Origin of the sequence: Streptococcus infantis (assembly GCF_047464215.1) — a bacterium.
In the GTDB taxonomy this organism is placed as follows: domain Bacteria; phylum Bacillota; class Bacilli; order Lactobacillales; family Streptococcaceae; genus Streptococcus; species Streptococcus infantis_P.
Window position 1 is genome coordinate 80,839 of sequence record NZ_JASHCG010000006.1, and the last position, 19,433, is coordinate 100,271.

General features: G+C 40.1%; 16 protein-coding genes and 1 pseudogene. 11 read left to right on the forward strand and 6 right to left on the reverse strand.

Annotated elements, in window-relative coordinates; genetic code table 11:
* The first annotated feature begins 140 nt into the window (after positions 1–140).
* Genes QM469_RS05095 through QM469_RS05115 form a run of 5 tightly spaced genes read left to right on the forward strand, consistent with a single transcriptional unit; the run spans position 141 to position 4,837 of the window.
* Positions 141–1,088, forward strand: coding sequence for a TIGR01212 family radical SAM protein (locus QM469_RS05095; protein ID WP_049504214.1), 948 nt, complete (start codon positions 141–143; stop codon positions 1,086–1,088).
* Positions 1,072–1,629, forward strand: a complete 558-nt coding sequence (locus QM469_RS05100) for a class I SAM-dependent methyltransferase (RefSeq protein ID WP_414276151.1) — start codon at positions 1,072–1,074, stop codon at positions 1,627–1,629. The genes QM469_RS05095 and QM469_RS05100 overlap by 17 nt, the downstream gene beginning before the upstream one ends.
* Positions 1,622–1,876 (forward strand): hypothetical protein, encoded by a 255-nt coding sequence (locus tag QM469_RS05105; protein WP_075231833.1) that lies wholly within the window; start codon positions 1,622–1,624, stop codon positions 1,874–1,876. The genes QM469_RS05100 and QM469_RS05105 overlap by 8 nt, the downstream gene beginning before the upstream one ends.
* Positions 1,877–1,887: 11 nt before the next feature.
* Positions 1,888–3,942 (forward strand): cation:proton antiporter, encoded by a 2,055-nt coding sequence (locus QM469_RS05110; protein ID WP_414276150.1) that lies wholly within the window; start codon positions 1,888–1,890, stop codon positions 3,940–3,942.
* 31 nt (positions 3,943–3,973) lie between these two features.
* Complete coding sequence (locus QM469_RS05115) at positions 3,974–4,837, forward strand: YihY/virulence factor BrkB family protein (RefSeq protein ID WP_414276149.1); 864 nt, start codon at positions 3,974–3,976, stop codon at positions 4,835–4,837.
* A 226-nt stretch (positions 4,838–5,063) separates the two neighbouring features.
* Here the strand turns inward: QM469_RS05115 and QM469_RS05120 are convergent, their stop codons facing one another.
* A complete protein-coding gene (locus tag QM469_RS05120) occupies positions 5,064–6,005 on the reverse strand; it encodes an ATP-grasp domain-containing protein (RefSeq protein WP_281335069.1) in 942 nt (313 codons plus the stop codon).
* 14 nt (positions 6,006–6,019) lie between these two features.
* Positions 6,020–7,270, reverse strand: coding sequence for a dicarboxylate/amino acid:cation symporter (locus QM469_RS05125; protein ID WP_414276148.1), 1,251 nt, complete (start codon positions 7,268–7,270; stop codon positions 6,020–6,022).
* 251 nt (positions 7,271–7,521) lie between these two features.
* Here QM469_RS05125 and QM469_RS05130 point away from each other — a divergent pair, with 251 nt between their 5' ends.
* From QM469_RS05130 to QM469_RS05140, 3 genes and pseudogenes are all read left to right on the forward strand, one after another.
* On the forward strand, positions 7,522–7,875 hold the full coding sequence (locus QM469_RS05130) for a DUF3397 domain-containing protein (RefSeq protein ID WP_414276147.1): 354 nt from the start codon (positions 7,522–7,524) through the stop codon (positions 7,873–7,875).
* 110 nt (positions 7,876–7,985) lie between these two features.
* A complete protein-coding gene (locus QM469_RS05135) occupies positions 7,986–9,824 on the forward strand; it encodes an N-acetylmuramoyl-L-alanine amidase (protein WP_414276146.1) in 1,839 nt (612 codons plus the stop codon).
* A gap of 270 nt (positions 9,825–10,094) precedes the next feature.
* A pseudogene (locus QM469_RS05140) lies at positions 10,095–10,343 on the forward strand (transposase); the annotation flags it as partial.
* A 29-nt stretch (positions 10,344–10,372) separates the two neighbouring features.
* On the opposite strand, the gene QM469_RS05145 reads toward QM469_RS05140, so the two are convergent.
* The 3 genes from QM469_RS05145 to zapA form a co-directional block, all read right to left on the reverse strand.
* Positions 10,373–12,709: an endonuclease MutS2 gene (locus tag QM469_RS05145; protein ID WP_414276145.1), complete on the reverse strand. Its 2,337-nt coding sequence runs from the start codon at positions 12,707–12,709 to the stop codon at positions 10,373–10,375.
* A gap of 263 nt (positions 12,710–12,972) precedes the next feature.
* Entirely contained in the window at positions 12,973–13,521 is a 549-nt protein-coding gene (locus QM469_RS05150; RefSeq protein ID WP_414276144.1) for a CvpA family protein, read from the reverse strand.
* On the reverse strand, positions 13,518–13,820 hold the full coding sequence (gene zapA, locus QM469_RS05155; RefSeq protein ID WP_414276143.1) for a cell division protein ZapA: 303 nt from the start codon (positions 13,818–13,820) through the stop codon (positions 13,518–13,520). Before zapA ends, QM469_RS05150 begins: the two co-directional genes overlap by 4 nt.
* 86 nt (positions 13,821–13,906) lie before the next feature.
* Here zapA and rnhC point away from each other — a divergent pair, with 86 nt between their 5' ends.
* The 3 genes from rnhC (at position 13,907) to QM469_RS05170 (ending at position 17,870) form a co-directional block, all read left to right on the forward strand.
* Complete coding sequence (gene rnhC / locus QM469_RS05160; RefSeq protein WP_414276142.1) at positions 13,907–14,788, forward strand: ribonuclease HIII; 882 nt, start codon at positions 13,907–13,909, stop codon at positions 14,786–14,788.
* Between the two features lie 3 nt (positions 14,789–14,791).
* Entirely contained in the window at positions 14,792–15,403 is a 612-nt protein-coding gene (lepB, locus tag QM469_RS05165) for a signal peptidase I (RefSeq protein WP_075231822.1), read from the forward strand.
* Between the two features lie 100 nt (positions 15,404–15,503).
* Positions 15,504–17,870 carry an ATP-dependent RecD-like DNA helicase gene (locus tag QM469_RS05170; protein ID WP_414276141.1) on the forward strand — a complete coding sequence of 789 codons (2,367 nt, stop codon included), beginning with the start codon at positions 15,504–15,506 and terminating at the stop codon, positions 17,868–17,870.
* A gap of 46 nt (positions 17,871–17,916) precedes the next feature.
* Here QM469_RS05170 and tig read toward each other — a convergent pair whose 3' ends face one another.
* Entirely contained in the window at positions 17,917–19,200 is a 1,284-nt protein-coding gene (tig, locus tag QM469_RS05175) for a trigger factor (protein WP_315640887.1), read from the reverse strand.
* Positions 19,201–19,433: the final 233 nt, after the last annotated feature.

Below are 19,433 nucleotides of genomic sequence, written 5' to 3' on the forward strand. Positions count from 1 at the left end.
TTTTAATTTTACCACTTTTTATTTTTTTGTAAAGGCTTTTATAAAAAAAATTTGACTTTTTCTTTCACTTCACTTTCTGGTAGGCTATCTCTTACTGACCATTTTTGAGTTTACTGCCATTTTTTGTTATAATATTAGCTATGAAATCCTATAATACCTTGAATGATTATTATCGAAATTTATTTGGAGAAAAGACTTTTAAAGTCCCTATTGATGCTGGCTTTGATTGTCCCAATCGCGATGGAACTGTAGCACATGGGGGCTGTACTTTTTGCACGGTTTCCGGTTCTGGAGATGCAATCGTTGCTCCTGATGCTCCTATCCGCGAGCAATTCTATAAGGAAATTGACTTTATGCACCGTAAGTGGCCAGATGTTAAAAAGTATTTGGTTTACTTCCAAAATTTTACCAATACTCATGAAAAGCTGGAAGTGATTCGCGAGCGCTATGAACAAGCAATCAACGAGCCTGGGGTTGTCGGCATCAATATCGGAACTCGACCAGATTGCCTTCCTGATGAGACAATTGAATACTTGGCAGAATTATCAGAGCGAATGCATGTTACCGTAGAGTTAGGCTTACAAACTACTTATGAAGAAACTTCAGAATTGATTAACCGCGCCCACTCCTATGAACTCTACGTGGAGACAGTCAAACGACTTCGAAAGTATCCGAAGATTGAGATTGTTGCCCATTTGATCAATGGTTTGCCCGGTGAAACTCATGAAATGATGGTGGAAAACGTTCGGCGTTGTGTAAGGGACAATGATATCCAAGGGATTAAACTTCACCTACTTCACCTCATGACCAACACTCGGATGCAAAGGGATTATCATGAAGGTCGTTTGCAGCTCATGAGTCAGGATGAATATGTCAAGGTCATCTGTGACCAACTAGAAATTATTCCCAAGCATATTGTCATCCATCGGATTACGGGTGATGCGCCTAGGGATATGTTGATTGGTCCTATGTGGAGTCTCAATAAATGGGAAGTTCTAAATAGCATTGAGGCTGAAATGAGACGACGCGGTAGCGTCCAAGGATGCAAGGCTGTAAAACAGGAGTTTATGAATGAAAAGACCACTTGAAATAGCGCATGATTTTCTTGCCCAAGTCATCACCCAAGAGGATATTGTCGTTGATGCGACCATGGGAAATGGCTATGATACCCTTTTTCTAGCTAAGTTAGCTAAACAAGTCTATGCTTTCGATATACAGGAACAAGCTCTAGAAAAGACTAGTCAACGTCTACAAGAAGCTGGTTTGACCAATGCAGAATTAATCCTACAAGGTCATGAAACCGTGGATCAGTTTGTAACCGAGGTGAAAGCAGCTATCTTTAATCTTGGTTATCTTCCTTCAGCTGATAAAAGCATTATCACCCAACCTCAAACAACTATTGAAGCACTGGATAAACTTTGCCAAATGCTAGTTAAGGGTGGACGAATAGCCATCATGATTTATTACGGGCATGAAGGCGGAGATATTGAACGGGATGCAGTCATGGATTTTGTCAGTCACTTACCACAACAAGAATATACTGCTACGATCTATCGCACTCTCAACCAAATCAACAATCCACCGTTTTTAGTCATGATTGAAAAATTAGAAAGGTATCGACATGGATAAACAATACCTACGAGATAAAATAGAAGCTCTTCGCCACAACTTTGTAGAATCAACCCAACATGAACGGGCAGTTGGTATGTTAGATGAAGCTCATATGAGCAAGAAGATGCTGAAAATCAAGAAAAAAATGATAACACTTGAAATGGAGCGTTGTCAGAAGAAAATCGAGCACAAGGACTGCTCGAAAATTGATCAAAAAATCCAAGAACAAAAAGAACTTTTTGAAGCTTGTCGAAAACAAAAATAAGGAGGTAGAAGATGGATTTACTTTTTTATCTCTTGATATTTTTGCTTGTTCTCATTGTTTCTAGTACGACCAATAAACTTCTTCCCTTCCTACCCATGCCCCTGATTCAAATTTTGTTAGGGATAGGAATTGGGCTTTGCTTACCCAACAACCAATATCACTTAGATACTGAGTTGTTTCTAGCTTTAGTCATTGGTCCACTACTCTTTCGTGAAGCTCAAGAAGCAGATGTAACCTCTATCCTAAAGCACTGGAGAATCGTTCTCTATCTAATTTTCCCTGTCATCTTTATATCTACTCTAAGTATGGGAGGACTTGCCCATGTTCTTTGGGCGAGCTTACCATTAGCAGCCTGCCTAGCAGTAGGTGCTGCACTTGGTCCTACTGACCTGGTTGCTTTTGCTTCCCTTTCTGAACGATTTACCTTTCCAAAACGAATTTCAAATATCTTAAAAGGGGAAGGACTCCTTAATGATGCTTCTGGGCTAATTGCCTTTCGTGTTGCTCTCATCGCATGGACAACGGGAACCTTTTCAATCGCTCAAGCAGGAATTTCCCTAGCTATTTCCATCATGGGAGGGTTTGCAGTCGGCTTTATAACAGCCTTAATCAATCGTTTCCTCCATACTTTTCTACTCAGTGTTCGAGCTACTGATATAGCCAGTGAACTTCTGTTAGATCTCAGTTTACCACTTTTAACATTCTTCATCGCTGAAGAGATTCACGTTTCTGGAATTATCGCAGTCGTTGTTGCTGGTATTTTGAAAGCGAGTCGTTTTAAAAAGATAAATCTTCTTGAAGCCCAGGTGGATACTGTGACTGAAACCGTTTGGCACACAGTAACCTTCATGCTCAATGGTTCTGTCTTCGTTCTGTTGGGGATGGAACTGGAGATGATTGCGGAGCCCATTCTGAAGAGTGCTTTTTATAACAATGTGCTTCTTCTCGTCACAGTCTTTCTTTTAACCTTCCTACTCTTTGCCATCCGCTTTGTGATGATTTACGGCTTTTACGCGTTTCGAATAAAGAAACTTCAAAAAAGCCTCCACAAGTATGTTAAAGATATGCTTCTCTTGACATTTTCTGGAGTTAAGGGAACAGTTTCTATTGCTACCATCCTCTTGATACCGTCTAACTTAGAGCAGGAATATCCGCTCCTTCTCTTCCTCGTAGCTGGTGTAACCCTGGTCAGTTTTCTTACTGGATTATTGGTCTTGCCACACCTTTCTGAAGAGCAAGAGCCATCTAAGGATCATCTCATGCACATCGCTATCCTAAATGATGTTGCCATGGAGTTAGAGAGAGATTTGGACCATACTAAAAACAAGGTTCCCCTCTATGCTGCGATTGATAACTATCACGGACGGATCGAAAATCTCATCCTCAGCCAAGAAAATAAAGAAATCCAAGAAGACTGGGAAGCTCTGAAACTCTTGATTCTCAGTATCGAGAACGATGGTTTGGAACAGGCCTATGAAGAAGGCAAAATCGGTGAAAGAGGTTATCGTGTTTATCAACGGTACTTGAAAAGCATGGAGAAAAATATTAAGCGAAACTTTGCTTCTCGACTAACCTACTACTTCCTTGTTTCTATACGGATTGTGCGCTTTCTCCTTCATGAGTTGCTCACATTTGGAAAAACCTTTCGTTCTTGGAGAGACAAGGAAAACCAAAGACTTCTTGCCATCGATTATGATCAGATTGCAGAACTCTATCTAGCCAACACTGAAATCATCATCGAAAGTTTAGAAAACCTCAAAGGGATTTATAAGAGTTCCTTGATTAGTTTTATGCAGGAATCACGTCTCCGTGAAACCAGTCATATTACCAGTGGTGCCTTTGTGGAACGGGTTATCAATCGTATCAAACCCAATAATATCGACGAAATGTTGAGAGGCTACTATCTAGAACGTAAGTCTATCTTTGAATACGAGAAACAAAAACTTATTTCAGCCCAGTATGCTAAAAAACTGAGACAAAATGTGAACAACCTAGAAACCTATTCTCTAAAAGAATCAGCCAACACACTGCCTTATGATATGATGGAATTAGTTCGCAGAAATTAAGATTTAGGTTATTATTGTGGAGGATTATGCAATGAAAAAGTTGTGGAAACAACTAACCAATAGGCCTTTATTGAAAGCTTTTTTGCACTACTATCATGTTTCAGATATTGAATTAACCAGTGTAGCTGTGGCTTATTATTGGTTGATTTCAATCTTCCCTTTACTTATGATAGCCGTCAATATCTTGCCTTATTTTCAAATTCCGATCTCTGATTTTTTGATCATCCTAAAGGAATTTTTACCAGATACGATCTATGATGTGGTAGCAAAGATTGCTCGTGAAGTCCTGACGCAACCGTCTGCTGGACTATTGAGTTTTGCGGTGATATCAGCTCTTTGGACATTTTCAAAATCCATGAATTTCCTTCAAAAGGCCTTTAACAAAGCCTATGGAATTGCAAAAAATAGAGGAATTATCTCACACCAACTGATGAGTCTCCTAGTTAGTTTGGGACTTCAAATTCTCTTTGCTCTTGCCTTATTCCTAAGTATGTTTGGTCATATGTTGTTGGATCTGATAAAAAACTACTGGAAATCCGAAAGTTCTCTATTTGCATATTTACAGGATTTTACAGGACCGCTGATTTATGTCTTTCTGTTTGCGATCTTGATCATGCTCTATTATTTCCTTCCAAACGTGAAAATCGGTCGTATTCGTTACGTCCTTCCTGGAAGTCTATTCGTACTTCTTACTCTCATATCTCTATTAACGATCTTTTCAGCTTATTTCAACAATTATGTTAACTATCTAGTCGACGTTCGATTTTTCAGTTCCATCATCGTTGTTGTCATGATGTTCTGGTTTATAATTATTGCCAAGATATTGATTATCGGTGCAGTGATCAATGCCAGTGTTCAAAGCCTTAAGGATCCAGATTTTAAAGCAAAGCAATAATTTTTATCGATTAATACTCAATGAAAATCAAAGAGCAAACTAGGAAGCGAGCCGCAGGTTGCTCAAAACACCGTTTTGAGGTTGTGGATAGAACTGACGAAGGCAGCTCAAAATACTATTTTGAGGTTGCAGATGGAAGCTGACGTAGTTTGAAGAGATTTTCGAAGAGTATAAACAAATCAATCCCCCAGTTATTTGATACTGGGGGATTTTTGAATTTCATAGTTTATTGTCCACTCGTTAGGGCTTGCAATTCTGTTTTTAGATAGTGAGCCAAATGTTGGTGAGCAAAAATATTGGCATTCTTTTCTGCGGTAGGATTGTAGTTTGTGTTGGTATTTACATCATAAACATAAATATCACCGCTCTCTGACTGAACCCATTCAATAGCCGCAACTTCAATCTGAGCATTTTTAAGGAAGTTTTCATAAGCTTCTCTTCGAGAATCTGGTAGAGGTTCTGTAATCTGGAATTTTTCAGACGTTTCTAGTTGTTCTGGTCTCTTGCCAATTTGACAACCATCTGCTGGGCACAATTGGAAACCATCTGAAGAATCGATTGAAACAGTATAAAGGAACTTCTGATTGATAAACTCTGAACGACGGATGCGTCCATCACTTGGTTTGATGTAGGCTTGTAACAAGGTAATCCCGTCCACTGATGGTTCAAAGAGAGGGCTATTGACATAAGCTTCCAGTTCTTCTTCATTTTGGAAGAGTTGAACGCCTAATCCCTTACCTGCTCGATTGTGCTTAGTAATCAAAGGATAGATGTTCAATTTTCTTGCTGCTTCAATGATATTTTCTTGGCCCAGAACTGCAACTGTCGCAGGAGTCTCAATGCCTGACTCGTTTAACTTCAAATATTGTTTGACTTTACTGATCTCTAGGTTGATGGCACCAGTTCCATTTACAACCTTGCGTCCATGTGCTTCTAACCAAGTAATCACCTGCTCTGTAAATTCTGGTGCATAGCGATGTCCTCTGGTGTGAGAAGACGCAGACATGCGATTGTAAAAGATACCTTGTGGTGGTGGGCTTTGAAGGTCCAATATACCACTAGATAAATCCCACAGTTCATAAGGGACTCCTAGTTCTTCCAACCATTTGACCAAATGCTGGGTCCATTCAAGATTCTCATGAATTACATAAACTTTTGCTTCACTCATTACTTATAAACTCCTTAAAAAAAGCTGACTGATAATTGGCTTTCCTTTTCTTCTTCTAAAATATATCCTTCTGTTTTTTCAATAACGCCGACTGTTAAGATTTGACCTAAAACATTGATCATAGTACGGCCAGCATTGACAAAGAAATCAACTGCAAAGATCAAGGCTACTCCTTCAACTGGCAAGCCCAGTTGAGGTGCTGCAGCTAATAGAACCACGATAGCTCCTGATGGTACGGTTGCCGCAGTTTTTCCAATCAAGGTCAAAAGCAAAACAGTAAACAAGAGACTTGATAATGAAAATTGAATGCCGTAGGCATGCGCAATAAAGATTGTCGCTACTGAGAAGTAAACCGCTGCTCCCTCTAAGTTAAAAGTATATCCTAAAGGAACAACTAAATCAATTGTATGCTCGTCATGGCCCTGTTTTTTCAAATCTTTAAGAAGGGATGGCAAAACAACACTAGAACTACCAGTAACAAAGGCCAGGGTCAAGAGACTCAAATTTTCACGAAAGGCTGACAAATACGATACCTTAAAGAATAGAGCAATCAAAGGGAAAATAAGGAGAACCAAAACAGCGTAAGCCAAGTAAGTTCCGATTACAAATTGACCAAGCCCAATCAATTTATCAAGGCCAGTCGTTGCAACATCTTTGGCGATAAATCCAAAAATCCCAATCGGTGATAGTTTAACAATCACTGTAACAATCTTGTAGATGGCCTCAATCCAGATTTGGAAACCTTCGATAATTTTCTGAGATTTCTCTGATTTAAGATTCCCAATTCCGTAACCAAGAAAGATAGCAAACACGACAATTGTCAAAAGAGCACCATCTGAAAGAGACTTGACGATATTTGATGGAATAAAACCAAGCAAAAATTCGTTAAATTTGACATTATTGGCAATTCCATCAAGGTTCCCACCAGTTTGACCGATATTCACTCCTTGACCAAATCCTAAATAGTAACTAGCAAATACAAACAAAAGAGTAATTGCAGTTGTTACTGCGAAAAAGTAAACCAAACTCTTGGTCAATATTTTTCCAAAAGATTTTTTCCCGATAACACCGGCTACTGCAACAACGATAGTTGGGAAAATTAATGGGATGATGACCATGTTGATCAATTTAATAAAGGCTTGTCCTAAAAATTGATAAAAGTCTGCAAATTGTGGCCAAATGAACGCAGCGATAACACCCAAGACCAAAGCCACCAATAATTGGATTCCTAGTGAGAGTTTTGACCATAACGTAACTAATTTCATAAGAAACTCCTTTGTTTTATTTGCTACTCATTCTACTACTATTCTTCACTTCTGACTAATATATATTTTCTATGTTGAACATAAAAAAGATTTATATTGAGAGTTCAAACTATCATCGTAGCAAACACATGATTCATTCTGTTCAAGCAGGAATTATAAAATCTGTTTCTTACCAATGATTTTTTGCTAAAACAGTGATAAATCACGGAATTTACTTTTCTATTCTCAAAATTTTATGATACAATAATGGTATGATTTTAATGAAACTTGCTTCCATCTTGCTTTTGGTACTAACCTTAGCTCTGGCGATTATTTTAAGCAGACTCTTTAAGTTAAAGAAAAAGGGCATCAATGCTGCTGATTTAGCTTTTCCTTTTCTAATTTTTGAATATTATTTGATTACGGCTAAGATGTTTACACACAATCAACTTCCAGTATTGGGAACGGCCTTATCAATACTAGCAATTGTGTTGGTCTTTTTCTTCTTAAACAAAAGACGTAGCTTTTATTATCCCAAATTTATTAAATTCTTTTGGCGAGCTGGATTTTTACTAACACTGCTCATCTATATCATCATGATTGTTCAAATTTTCGTGATGAAATAGTCAACTATTATAATATAGCCCACCAGCACCTCGATCTTGGCCACTAAATGTTCCATCTGAGGCACTTTTCTGATAAAATTATAAAAAAGTTAAAATAGGAGATAAATCAAGTGAAAAAAACGCTCTTGGCAAGTGCCATTACGCTTTCAGTTTTTGGTCTAACCACCAACCTTAGCTATGCTGAGGAAAACCAAGCACAGTCTACCCCAGTAGAAACAACACACAGTGAAACCTCTACTGACAAAGTGGAGAAAAACAGTCTCCCAGCCAAGGAAACTGAACCTTCAACTGAGGCAAATGCCAATCAAATAACAAATCCAGCTAAGAAAGAAGAAGACAAGGCTCCTGAAGTCCAAAAAGATGGTTGGGTATTCGAGGAAAATATCTGGCGCTTCTATGAAAACAATGCCCCTGTTCTAAACTGGAAAAAAATCCACGGGAAATGGTACTACTTCAACAAAGATGGAATCATGTTGAGCGATACTATTTTTGACGGATATATCCTGACTAGTAGCGGGGCTATGGTCGATTCTGGTTGGAGTAAACTCCAAGATAAATGGTATTACGCTAACGCTTATGGAAAAATTTCTCAACAAAAATGGGAAAAGATTGGTGGTGTCTGGTACTATTTTGACCAAGACGGTATCATGCTCAGCAACACAATTTTTGACGGCTATCTGTTAACGAATAGTGGCGCCATGGCTGAGAGTGCTTGGGTAAAACAAGATGGACAATGGTACTATGCACTTGCTTCTGGTAAAGTCATCAAAAACAAGTGGGAAAAAATTGGTGGTTCTTGGTACTACTTTGACAAAGATGGTATCATGCTAAGTAAGACAATTTTTAACGGATACCTTCTCTCCAATAGTGGAGCTATGGCTGAAAGGTCCTGGGTTTATTTAGAAGGAAAATGGTACTTCGCCCAAACATCTGGTCGTCCAACTCAAGAGAAATGGGAAAAAGTCGGTAGCTCGTGGTACTATTTTAACAAAGAAGGTATTATGGCCAATAACCAATGGATAGGTAGCTACTATCTAAAAGCTAGCGGAGCTATGGCCGAAAAAGAATGGATTTTCGATAAAAACTATAATAGCTGGTTCTACTTAAAATCTGGTGGTGCATATGCAGCGCGTGAATGGATCGGCTCTTACTATCTCAAGTCAGGTGGTTACATGGCTAAGAGCGAATGGATTGACGACAGCTACTACAATGCCCGTTACTATGTGGATGAAAATGGTGTCTATGTCACGGGAACTCGAAAAATCGATGGAACAGCACATCAGTTCCAAAGTAATGGAAAATGGATTGGTGAAGTACCTATAAGTCGTGGATTTGAAAAAGGAAAATACACGAAAACTGTTTTCTTAGATCCAGGACATGGTGGAAAAGATCCTGGTGCTGTTTATTATAATACTCAGGAAAAAGACCTAACCATGCAAATTTATCAAAAACTACGTAAGGAACTCCAGGGTCTTGGTTATACCGTTCTTTCTTCGAGAGATAGTGATGTCTATGTCGACTTTGTCACTGAACGTTCAAAAATGGTTAACAAAACGGACTCAGACATGTTCATCAGTATTCACTTCAATGCAAGCGGAAATCCTGCTTCAGGGAGATCCGGTATTCAAACTTACTCTTACGAAGAAGACAGTGGCTATCGTGCTAAGATCAATCCATACTGGCATAACCACCCTGACCGTATCAGTGAAAGCAATCGCCTTGCTGCAGATATCCACTCTTCACTACTAGCTGAAACTGGTGCTAAGGATGCAGGACTCCTACAAAGTAGTTTTGCTGTCCTTCGAGAAACTGATAAACCAGCTGTTCTATTGGAATTGGGCTATATTGATAATTTCAATGAGAATCAACAAGTCCGCAGTGACGCCTACCAAAACAGATTGGTTGCAGGTATCGTTAAGGGAATTCAAAAATATTACGCAGGTCAATAAAGAAAAAGTCTCGAGAAAATCTCGAGATTTTTTGTATTATTCTTCTTACTTGTTGGCTTCAGGAAAGAGAAAACCAATCCCCACACAGGCCAGAACTCCAGCACCGATAACTACACCACTTGAAAGTGGCATGATATAGTCTTGTTCTTGTTTCAATTGACTATAATATTTTTGCCCCCCTTTTGCTTACTACTAAAGTTTGATACACTCCCCTTATAGTGGATAGTGAAAAAACAAAATTTCACTAGAAACTACAGGGAGACTTTTCGTATGGCAAAAAGAGGTCCGAAATCAGTGGAGGAGAAGTTAGAAGTTGTTCATCTTTACCTTGAACAAGGGAAGTCAATATCTATTTTGACCAAAGCATTTGGAGTAAATGGTGACACAATCAGAAATTGGATTCGTAAGTATCAAACAGAGGGTGTAGAAGGCCTCAAGGAGCGTCATAGCTGGAAGAAATATAGTTCAGAGTTAAAAGAAAAGGCTGTAACAGATTATCTTGCAGGTAAAGGTGGTTTATCTTGAATCAAATTTTCATGATTTTCGCTTTACCCCTTAAAGGTTACAATGGTTGCGCCAGATCCACCTGCATTTTGTGGTGCATAGCCAAAGCTCTTGACCTGTTTATTTCTTTGTAGGTACTTAGTCACCCCTTCACGGATGACTCCTGTACCGATACCATGGATGATATCTACTTGAGCCATATTGTTGAGTAGGGCTTGGTCTATAAAGGCATCCAAGGCTTCCATAGCTTCCTCGTAGCGTTTGCCACGAAGGTCTAGTCGAGCTTGTGGACCTTTGCCTACTGCACGTTTAACGACGTTAACTTGTTTCTTCTTGACTGGCGCTTCTTTCTGGACTTGAACCAAGTCAAACTCTTTTTCCTCAAGCGTCATCTTAATCAAGCCAACCTGTGCTTCCCAACGTCCATCCTTGAGTTGATTGGTCAAGGTACCTCGTTGACCATAGCTTAAAACGATGATATCGTCTCCAACTTTTGGAGCTCGTTTCTTCTTAGCTTTTTGGAGGACCTTGTTTTTAGAAAGGTCAACTTTTTCAGGGGCTAATTTTTTGAGCTTAGCCTTGGCTTCAATAATCTCATGTGGTTTTAGTTGAGATTTACTGTGAAGATTTTTAAGTATATCATCACTCTCAGCTAGAGCCAAATCAACAATCTCAGCAGCTTGTTCACGCGCTTTATTGAGTTCAGTTTCCTTTTCACGATTGAGCTCGTTATAAAGTTTTTTAAGGGCACGATTCATCTTGAGGTTTTCTTGCTCGACTTGACGAATATTCTCAAGACGTTTCCGGCTTTCAAGTGTCTGCTCTTCCAATTGTTCAATGATGCGATTGACATCGTTGTCTTGGTCAATTTGCTTACTAGCGTCACCTACAATGACATCTGACAAACCTAGACGTTTAGCAATCTCAAAAGCATTACTTCGACCAGGTACACCCTGCATAAAGCGATAAGTTGGACGCAGGCTAGCTGTATCAAACTCCATGCTGGCATTCTGAACATAGGCCGTTTCAATCCCATAGGCTTTGAGTTCAGGATAGTGAGTGGTTGCCATAGTCTTGACCTGACGCAAACGCAAGTCTTCTAGGATAGACATGGCTAGGGCAGCACCTTCTTGGGGATCTGTTCCTGCTCCAAGCTCATCTAGTAACAAGAGCGAGTTTTGATTGACCTTACCAAGAATATCTACGATATTGGTCATATGACTAGAGAAGGTTGAGAGACTTTGTTCGATGGACTGTTCGTCTCCAATATCCGCAAAGACCTCCTCGAAAATCCCTACACGACTACCCTTATCAGCTAAAATTGGTAGACCAGACTGGGCCATCAACTGAGTCAAACCTAAGGTCTTGAGCATAATGGTCTTACCACCTGTATTAGGACCCGTGATGACGATAGCTGTTAATTCTTTTCCAAAGTGCACATCATTTGCGACTGCATTTTTTACAAGAGGATGACGAACGTGAAGAAGTTGAATCTCCTGTCCCTCAGACACTTGAGGTACTACTGCCTCCGTCTCTTGGATAAAGCGAACCTTAGCCCGAATCAGGTCCAAATGTCCGATAATCCAAGCATCATTAGCAATTTCAGCTGCGTGTGGTCTTACTCGTTCAGAGAGTTCTTGGAGGATACGCATCATCTCATAGCGTTCATCTGCACGAAGACTGGCTATTTCCTCACTCAACTTGACCACTTCACGAGGTTCGATATAAACAGTGTTCCCACTGGCAGAAATATCATGTACTACACCAGCAATCTTGTTACGATAGGTATTCTTAACTGGAAGAACTTGGCGACCATTTCTACTTGCGATGATACCTTCTGTCAGCATCTGAGCTTTTTGTTTGAGAAGGTCTTGCAAGACATCACGGACTTGACTTTCACTATCATGGATTTTTCGACGGATTCGTGCCAAATCCTCGCTAGCAAAGTTCTCAATAAATCCAGCTTCGTTGATGGCTTGTAGATTTCCCTGTAAATGTGGAAAATCATGAAGTTTCTCAAACCAACTTGCCAGGTGATCCAAACGTACATTTTCAAGATTGTCATAAAAATTCTGCAATTCACGACTGGCAAAGATGACACGTTTGAGTAGAAGAAATTCCTCGATGTTGAGATCAGCACCCATTTCCAAACGTTTGGAGGTCGCTGCAATATCTTTTGTTGCAGAAATGCTGAAATGAGGATGCTCGACAAAGAGTTCTTGCATTTCCTTCATCTCTGCAAAAGCTTGTCTAATCTTGTCTCCTTTATCAGTCGGAGCAAGTTCTTTCAACTGCTCTAATCCTTGCTCCGTCAAAAGATGGGGCTCAAATAAAGCCTTGACCTTATTAAATTCTAATGTTTCTAGTATTTTTTTATTCATTTTCTTTTCCTTCGTAATGAGCGAACGAATTTTTCAAATTCTCACTCTTTTCAAAAAGGCTCCTAAACTATTGATACTCAATGAAAATCAGAGAGCAAACTAGGAAGCTAGCCGTAGGTTGCTCAAAGCACTGCTTTGAGGTTGTAGATAAGACTGACGAAGTCAGTCACATATATAATCCAAGGCGAAGCTGACGTGGTTTGAAGAGATTTCCGAAGAGTATGAGATTGTAAACAAAAGGCTAGGAATAGTTCCCGCCCTTTTTATCCGATTATTTTGGTTACCCAGAGTTGTTTAATCATATGAGTAGTGATGGGAACACTCTGGATAATATGTTTAGCTACAAAACTGTTTTCAAGTGAATTTTGAACGATTGCTAGAGGCACAGTCGCAAGGATGGTCAGCATCATCTGAAGGACAAATAAGGTCACTCCAACTGATAAGACTCCCGCACCGATGCGAAAATATTTCCCACCAAACTTTTTGGTTGGTACTAGGTTAAAAAAGAGTCCAATCAAACGACCGATGCAGTAAAATACGGTAAAGGCTAAGAGATAGCCAATACCTGCGTAAAAGACCTTGTCCAATTGGAAGAGCTGGTCAGATGGGAAGAAAAAGGTACCCTGCCCTTCCTGGGGATTGGCATACGGAATCAACAAGTGAAATGTTTCTCCCAATGACTGATAAAAATTCCCCGCAAAATAAGCTGAGACGATTGTAGCTAGGAGATAATAGACTTGTAGGACCAAGCCTCTGCGATAGCCGATATAAAAACTCCAAGCCAGCACCAATAAAAGAAAGATGGAAATCATAGTGAGTCCTCAATCTTGCTGTGCTCTTGTTTTGCTGCTACAACCTGATGACGAAGGGCGTCTAATTCTTGCTCCTTATCATCAAATTCAATCTCACGGCTGAGTTGGGTTGACAAGCTATTGACTGCTAATAAAATAGCGATTGTCTCATCATCCGCTCCAGGCATTTGCTCTTTAATTGCTTCATATTTTTCTGTTGCGACCTTGGCAATTTCCTCCATAAAGAGGTTGTCATGCTCAGTTGTTAGGGTCAATGTTTTTTTTCCGAATGTAAACTTGTATCGATTTAAATTTGCCATAAAATTCACCTCACGATATTATACCAAATTTCACTAAGTTTGTCAGTTTTTACCAATTCTACAGCTTTTATGGTACAATAAGAACTATGGCAAGTATTACATTAACCCCTAGTGAAAAGGAAATCCAAACCTTTGTTCAGCAATATGAACAAGCACTGACTCCTAGTAAAAATCCTTATATTCGCTACTTTTTGAAGCTTCCGCAGGCAAGTGTTTCCATCTACACTTCTGGAAAAGTCTTGCTTCAGGGAGAAATGGCTGAAAACTATGCCAGTTTTTTTGGTTATCAAGTCAGTCAAGGAACTAGCGGACAAAATTTCCCCTTGATTGGAACAGATGAGGTGGGAAATGGTTCCTACTTCGGTGGTCTAGCTGTAGTAGCATCCTTTGTGACTCCTGACCAGCATGACTTCCTACGAAAACTAGGTGTTGGGGATTCTAAGACTCTGACAGACCAAAAGATTCGTCAGCTTGCTCCCCTGCTTAAGGAGAGAATCCAGCACCAAGCGCTACTTCTTTCTCCCAGTAAGTATAATGAAGTCATTGGGGAGCGCTACAATGCCGTTTCCGTAAAGGTAGCCCTGCACAATCAAGCAATTTTTCTCCTCCTCCAAAAGGGAGTCCAGCCAGAAAAGATTGTGATCGATGCTTTTACGAGTGCTCAAAACTATGAGAAGTACTTAAAAAAGGAAGCCAATCATTTTTCTAATCCAGTCAGTCTGGAGGAAAAAGCCGAAGGTAAGTACTTGGCTGTCGCAGTAAGTTCTATCATTGCGCGTGATCTATTTCTGGAAAATTTAGAAAATCTGGGTGGAGAACTTGGCTACCAACTTCCAAGCGGGGCTGGGACAGCTTCTGATAAGGTAGCTAGCCAAATCCTTCAAGCTTATGGTATGCAGGGACTTAACTTCTGCGCCAAACTTCATTTTAAAAATACTGAAAAAGCAAAAAAACTGCTAGAAAGGTAAATTATGAAATATTTTAAATCGTTTTTAAAAGAGTGGAGTTTTATCCTCATTATCACTCTTATCGCCCTTAGTCGTCTCTTTCTCTGGAGGAATGTCAGTGTAGAAGGACATTCAATGGATCCTACCTTGGCAGATGGAGAAGTCCTCTTTGTGGTTAAACATCTCCCAATCAATCGTTTTGATATTGTGGTTGCTCATGAAGACGATGGGAACAAGGATATCGTTAAACGGGTCATTGGTATGCCAGGAGATACTATCCGTTACGAAAGCGACAAGCTCTATATCAATGGTCAAGAAACTGATGAGCCCTATTTAGCAGAATACCTTAAGCGTTTCAAGGAAGATAAACTCCAAAGCACTTATACTGGAACTGGTTGGGATGGTAAAAAGGGAGAATACTTTAGAACCATTGCCCAAAAGGCTCAAGCCTTTACCCTAGATGTTAATTACAACACTAGCTTCACCTTCACTGTTCCAGAAGGAGAATACCTCCTACTTGGTGATGACCGTCTGGTATCTAGCGACAGTCGACATGTTGGTACCTTTAAGGCAAAAGATATCACTGGTGAAGCCAAATTCCGCTTTTGGCCACTCAAGCGTATCGGAACATTTTAAAAACTAGGAAGAGGCCGAGAATTATCCATCTCAGCCTCTTCTCATTCTATTTTGACTAAATCTGGGATAAATTTTCTCAGACACTATTGTAAGGAATTTTATGGAAGTTTATTTTTCAGGCACCATTGAACGCATTATTTTTGAAAATGTCAGCAATTTTTTCCGTATTTTACTCCTAGATATTGAGGATACCAATGCTGAAGACTTTGATGATTATGAAATCATTGTCACAGGTACCATGGCTGATATCATTGAAGGAGAGGAATACACCTTTTGGGGACAAATTGTCCAACACTCTAAGTATGGGGAACAGCTACAAATGACTCGCTATGAGAGAGCCAAGCCGACTAGTAAGGGCTTGGTCAAGTATTTCTCCAGCAGCCATTTTAAGGGGATTGGACTCAAAACAGCCCAGAAAATTGTGGATATTTACGGAGATAACACTATCGACAAAATCTTAGAAAATCCAGACAAACTCCAGTCTATCTCTGGACTCTCTGCTAAAAACCGTGAAGCCTTCGTCTCAACCCTTCGTCTTAATTACGGAACAGAGATGGTCTTAGCCAAACTGGCTAATTACGGCATCCCAAATAAACTAGCCTTCCAGATTCAAGACTTTTACAAGGAAGAAACGCTAGAGATTGTCGAGAACTATCCCTATCAACTGGTCGAGGATATCAAGGGCTTGGGATTTACCATCGCTGACCAATTGGCCCAAGAATTGGGGATTGAGAGCCAGGCTCCCGAGCGCTTCCGTGCTGGTCTCGTCCATACTCTCTTTCAAGGTTGCATGGAAACGGGAGATACCTATATGGAAGCTAGAGACTTGTTGGAGCAAACCCTCAACCTTCTTGAATCCTCTCGTCCAGTCGAACTAGAGCCGAGTCAAGTTGCCCAAGAACTTGCTTATCTGATTGAAGAAGATAAGGTCCAGCAGATTGATACCAAAATCTTTGATAATAGCCTCTTTTTTGCAGAAGAGGGGATTCGCAGCCATCTCATCAGAATCCTCGAAAAAGGGCAGAGTAAAAAACAGGATCTAGAAACCATTCAAGAACATATCGCAACTGTTGAGGAAGAACTGGGGATTGAGTATGATAGTATTCAAAAACAGGCTATCTGCGATGCTATCCAGAACAAGGTCTTTATCCTTACAGGTGGACCTGGTACAGGTAAGACTACTGTTATCAACGGCATTATCGCTGTCTATGCTCTCTTAGAAGGACTAGATCTCAAGAAAAAGAGCAATCTGCCCATTCTCCTAGCCGCTCCCACCGGTCGCGCAGCCCGTCGTATGAATGAGCTGACAGGACTACCAAGTGCAACTATTCACCGCCACTTGGGTATGACTGGAGACGACGATACCAGCCATCTGGAAGATTATCTGGATGCTGACTTTATCATTGTTGACGAGTTTTCTATGGTAGATACTTGGTTAGCCAACCAGCTCTTCTCCAATATCTCCTCTACCAGTAAAATCCTTATCGTTGGTGATAGCGATCAGTTACCTTCTGTCAGTCCTGGTCAAGTCCTAGCAGATTTACTCCAGATACCAACCATACCTCAAACACGTTTGGAAAGAATCTACCGTCAGAGCGAAGAATCAACCATCGTCACTCTTGCAAGTCAGATTCGTCAGGGAATATTGCCTGCAGATTTTACCCAGAAAAAAGCAGATCGCTCCTACTTTGAAATCGCTAGTAACCATATCCCTGCTAGCATTGAAAAAATCCTAGGTGCTGCTATCAGAAGTGGCATCCCTGCTCGTGATATTCAGGTTCTTGCCCCTATGTACCGTGGAACTGCTGGTATTGATGCGATCAACCAACTCATGCAAGACCTACTCAATCCTCCACAAAAAGACCAGCTTAGCTTTGAAGCTCCTCAGTGTCACTATCGAACAGGAGATAAGGTCATCCACCTAGTCAACGATGCAGAGGTCAATGTCTTTAACGGAGACTTAGGCTATATCACAGACTTGATTCCTGGAAAATACACTGAATCCAAGCAGGATGAAATTATGATTGATTTTGACGGCAATGAGGTCTCCTATCCTCGAAATGAATGGTACAAGATTCGCTTAGCCTATGCCATGAGCATCCATAAATCTCAGGGGAGCGAGTTTCCCGTCGTTATTTTACCAATCACCAGTGCAAGTAAGCGGATGTTAGAACGCAATCTCATCTACACTGCTATCACTCGTGCCAAAAGCAAGCTCATCCTACTAGGCGAATTACAGGCCTTTGACTATGCAACTCAACATATCGGAACAGCTCGTAAGACCTATCTAATTGAACGTTTCGCTGACTTAATAGAATCAACTGATGGAACTAGTAAATCAGCTACTGAAGCTACACCAGTTACAGACACTGAACAATCCTACATCTTAACCGAAGATAACTGGTCTAGTATCCCAGCTATGATTGGGATTACTGAAGAAGACCTGAAGGAGATTTTCGGAAAATAAAGTATAAGAAAACCCACCGAATCGGTGGGCTTTTATCTTATAAAGATTATTTAACTGTTGCAGTGCTTGTGATCAATTCAACAGCTTTCTTCACTGCGATATCGTGTTTCAACATTTCAGCTGAAAGCAAGCTTTGTACTTGTGCAACTTCCATGTTGTAATCTGCAGCCAATTGCTCGATTTCTTTTTGGATTTCTTCTTCTGAAGCGTCAAATCCTTCAGCTTTCGCAACTGCTTCGATAACAAGGTTAGTCTTAGTACGTGACTCAGCTTCTGCTTCGTATTGTTTGTGAAGGTCTTCTTGAGTAGTTCCAGTGATTTGGAAGTACATGTCAGGGTTGATACCTTGACGTTGCAAGTTTCCAAGGAATTCGTTTACTGAACGGTGAACTTCTTCGTGGATCATTTCTTCTGGAAGTTCTACGATTTCAGCGTTTTCTACAGCTTTATCAATTGCTGCACCTTCAACTGCATCTTTGTAAGCTTCTTCTTTAGCAGCAGCCAATTCCTTGCGGTATTTTTCTTTCAATTCAGCAAGTGTTTCAACTTCTTCGTCGATGTCTTTTGCAAGTTCATCGTCAAGAGCTGGAACTTCTTTAGCTTTTACTTCGTGGATAGTTGTCACGAATTTAGCTTCTTTACCGGCAAGGTCTTCAGCTTGGTAGTCTTCTGGGAATGTTACGATAACATCAACAGTTTCACCAGCTGAGTGACCTACCAATTGGTCTTCGAAACCAGGGATGAATTGACCTGAACCAAGTCCAAGTGAGAAGTTTTCACCTTTTCCGCCATCAAATTCAACACCGTCGATTGAACCAACGAAGTCGATAACAACAGTGTCGCCGTCTTCAGCAGCACCATCTTTGATCACCAATTCAGCCAAGTTGTTGCGTTCACGTTCGATACGCTCTTCAACGTCAGCGTCAGTTACTTCTTTTTCTACATCAACTGATACTTCAAGGTTTTTGTAGTCGCCCAATTTAACTTCAGGTTTTGTAACAACTTCAGCAGTGATAACCCAATCTTGACCTTTTTCCATTGAAGTTACGTCAATTTTTGGTTGTGCAACGACTTCAAGACCAGCTTCTTTTACAGCTGCTTCATAAGCGTTTGGCAAAAGAGCGTTCATAACGTCTTGGTAAAGTGACTCTTCACCAAATTTTTGGTCGAAGATAGGACGTGGAAGATGCCCTTTACGGAAACCAGGAACGTTAAGAGATTTCTTTACTGAGTTAAACACACGGTCCAATTCTGGTTTGATTTGGTCTTGAGAGATAGTGAAAGTCAAGACACCACGGTTTGTTTCTTTGTTTTCAAATGATACAGACATTCTGTCATTTCTCCTTAAAATTTTTTTAAATACAGTCTATTATAACATTTTCCATTGATAAAAGCTAGACTAATGCAGACAAATCTGGCTAAAACACATTTTGGGTGATTTGGCGCGTACTATTCTAGGTTCAATCCATTATATAAAAAGAAGACAAACATTCTTAAAATGTTTGCCCTCTTAATGCTATAGACTCGATCATCTAGTCCAAAGTAATTTCAATAGGATTAAAT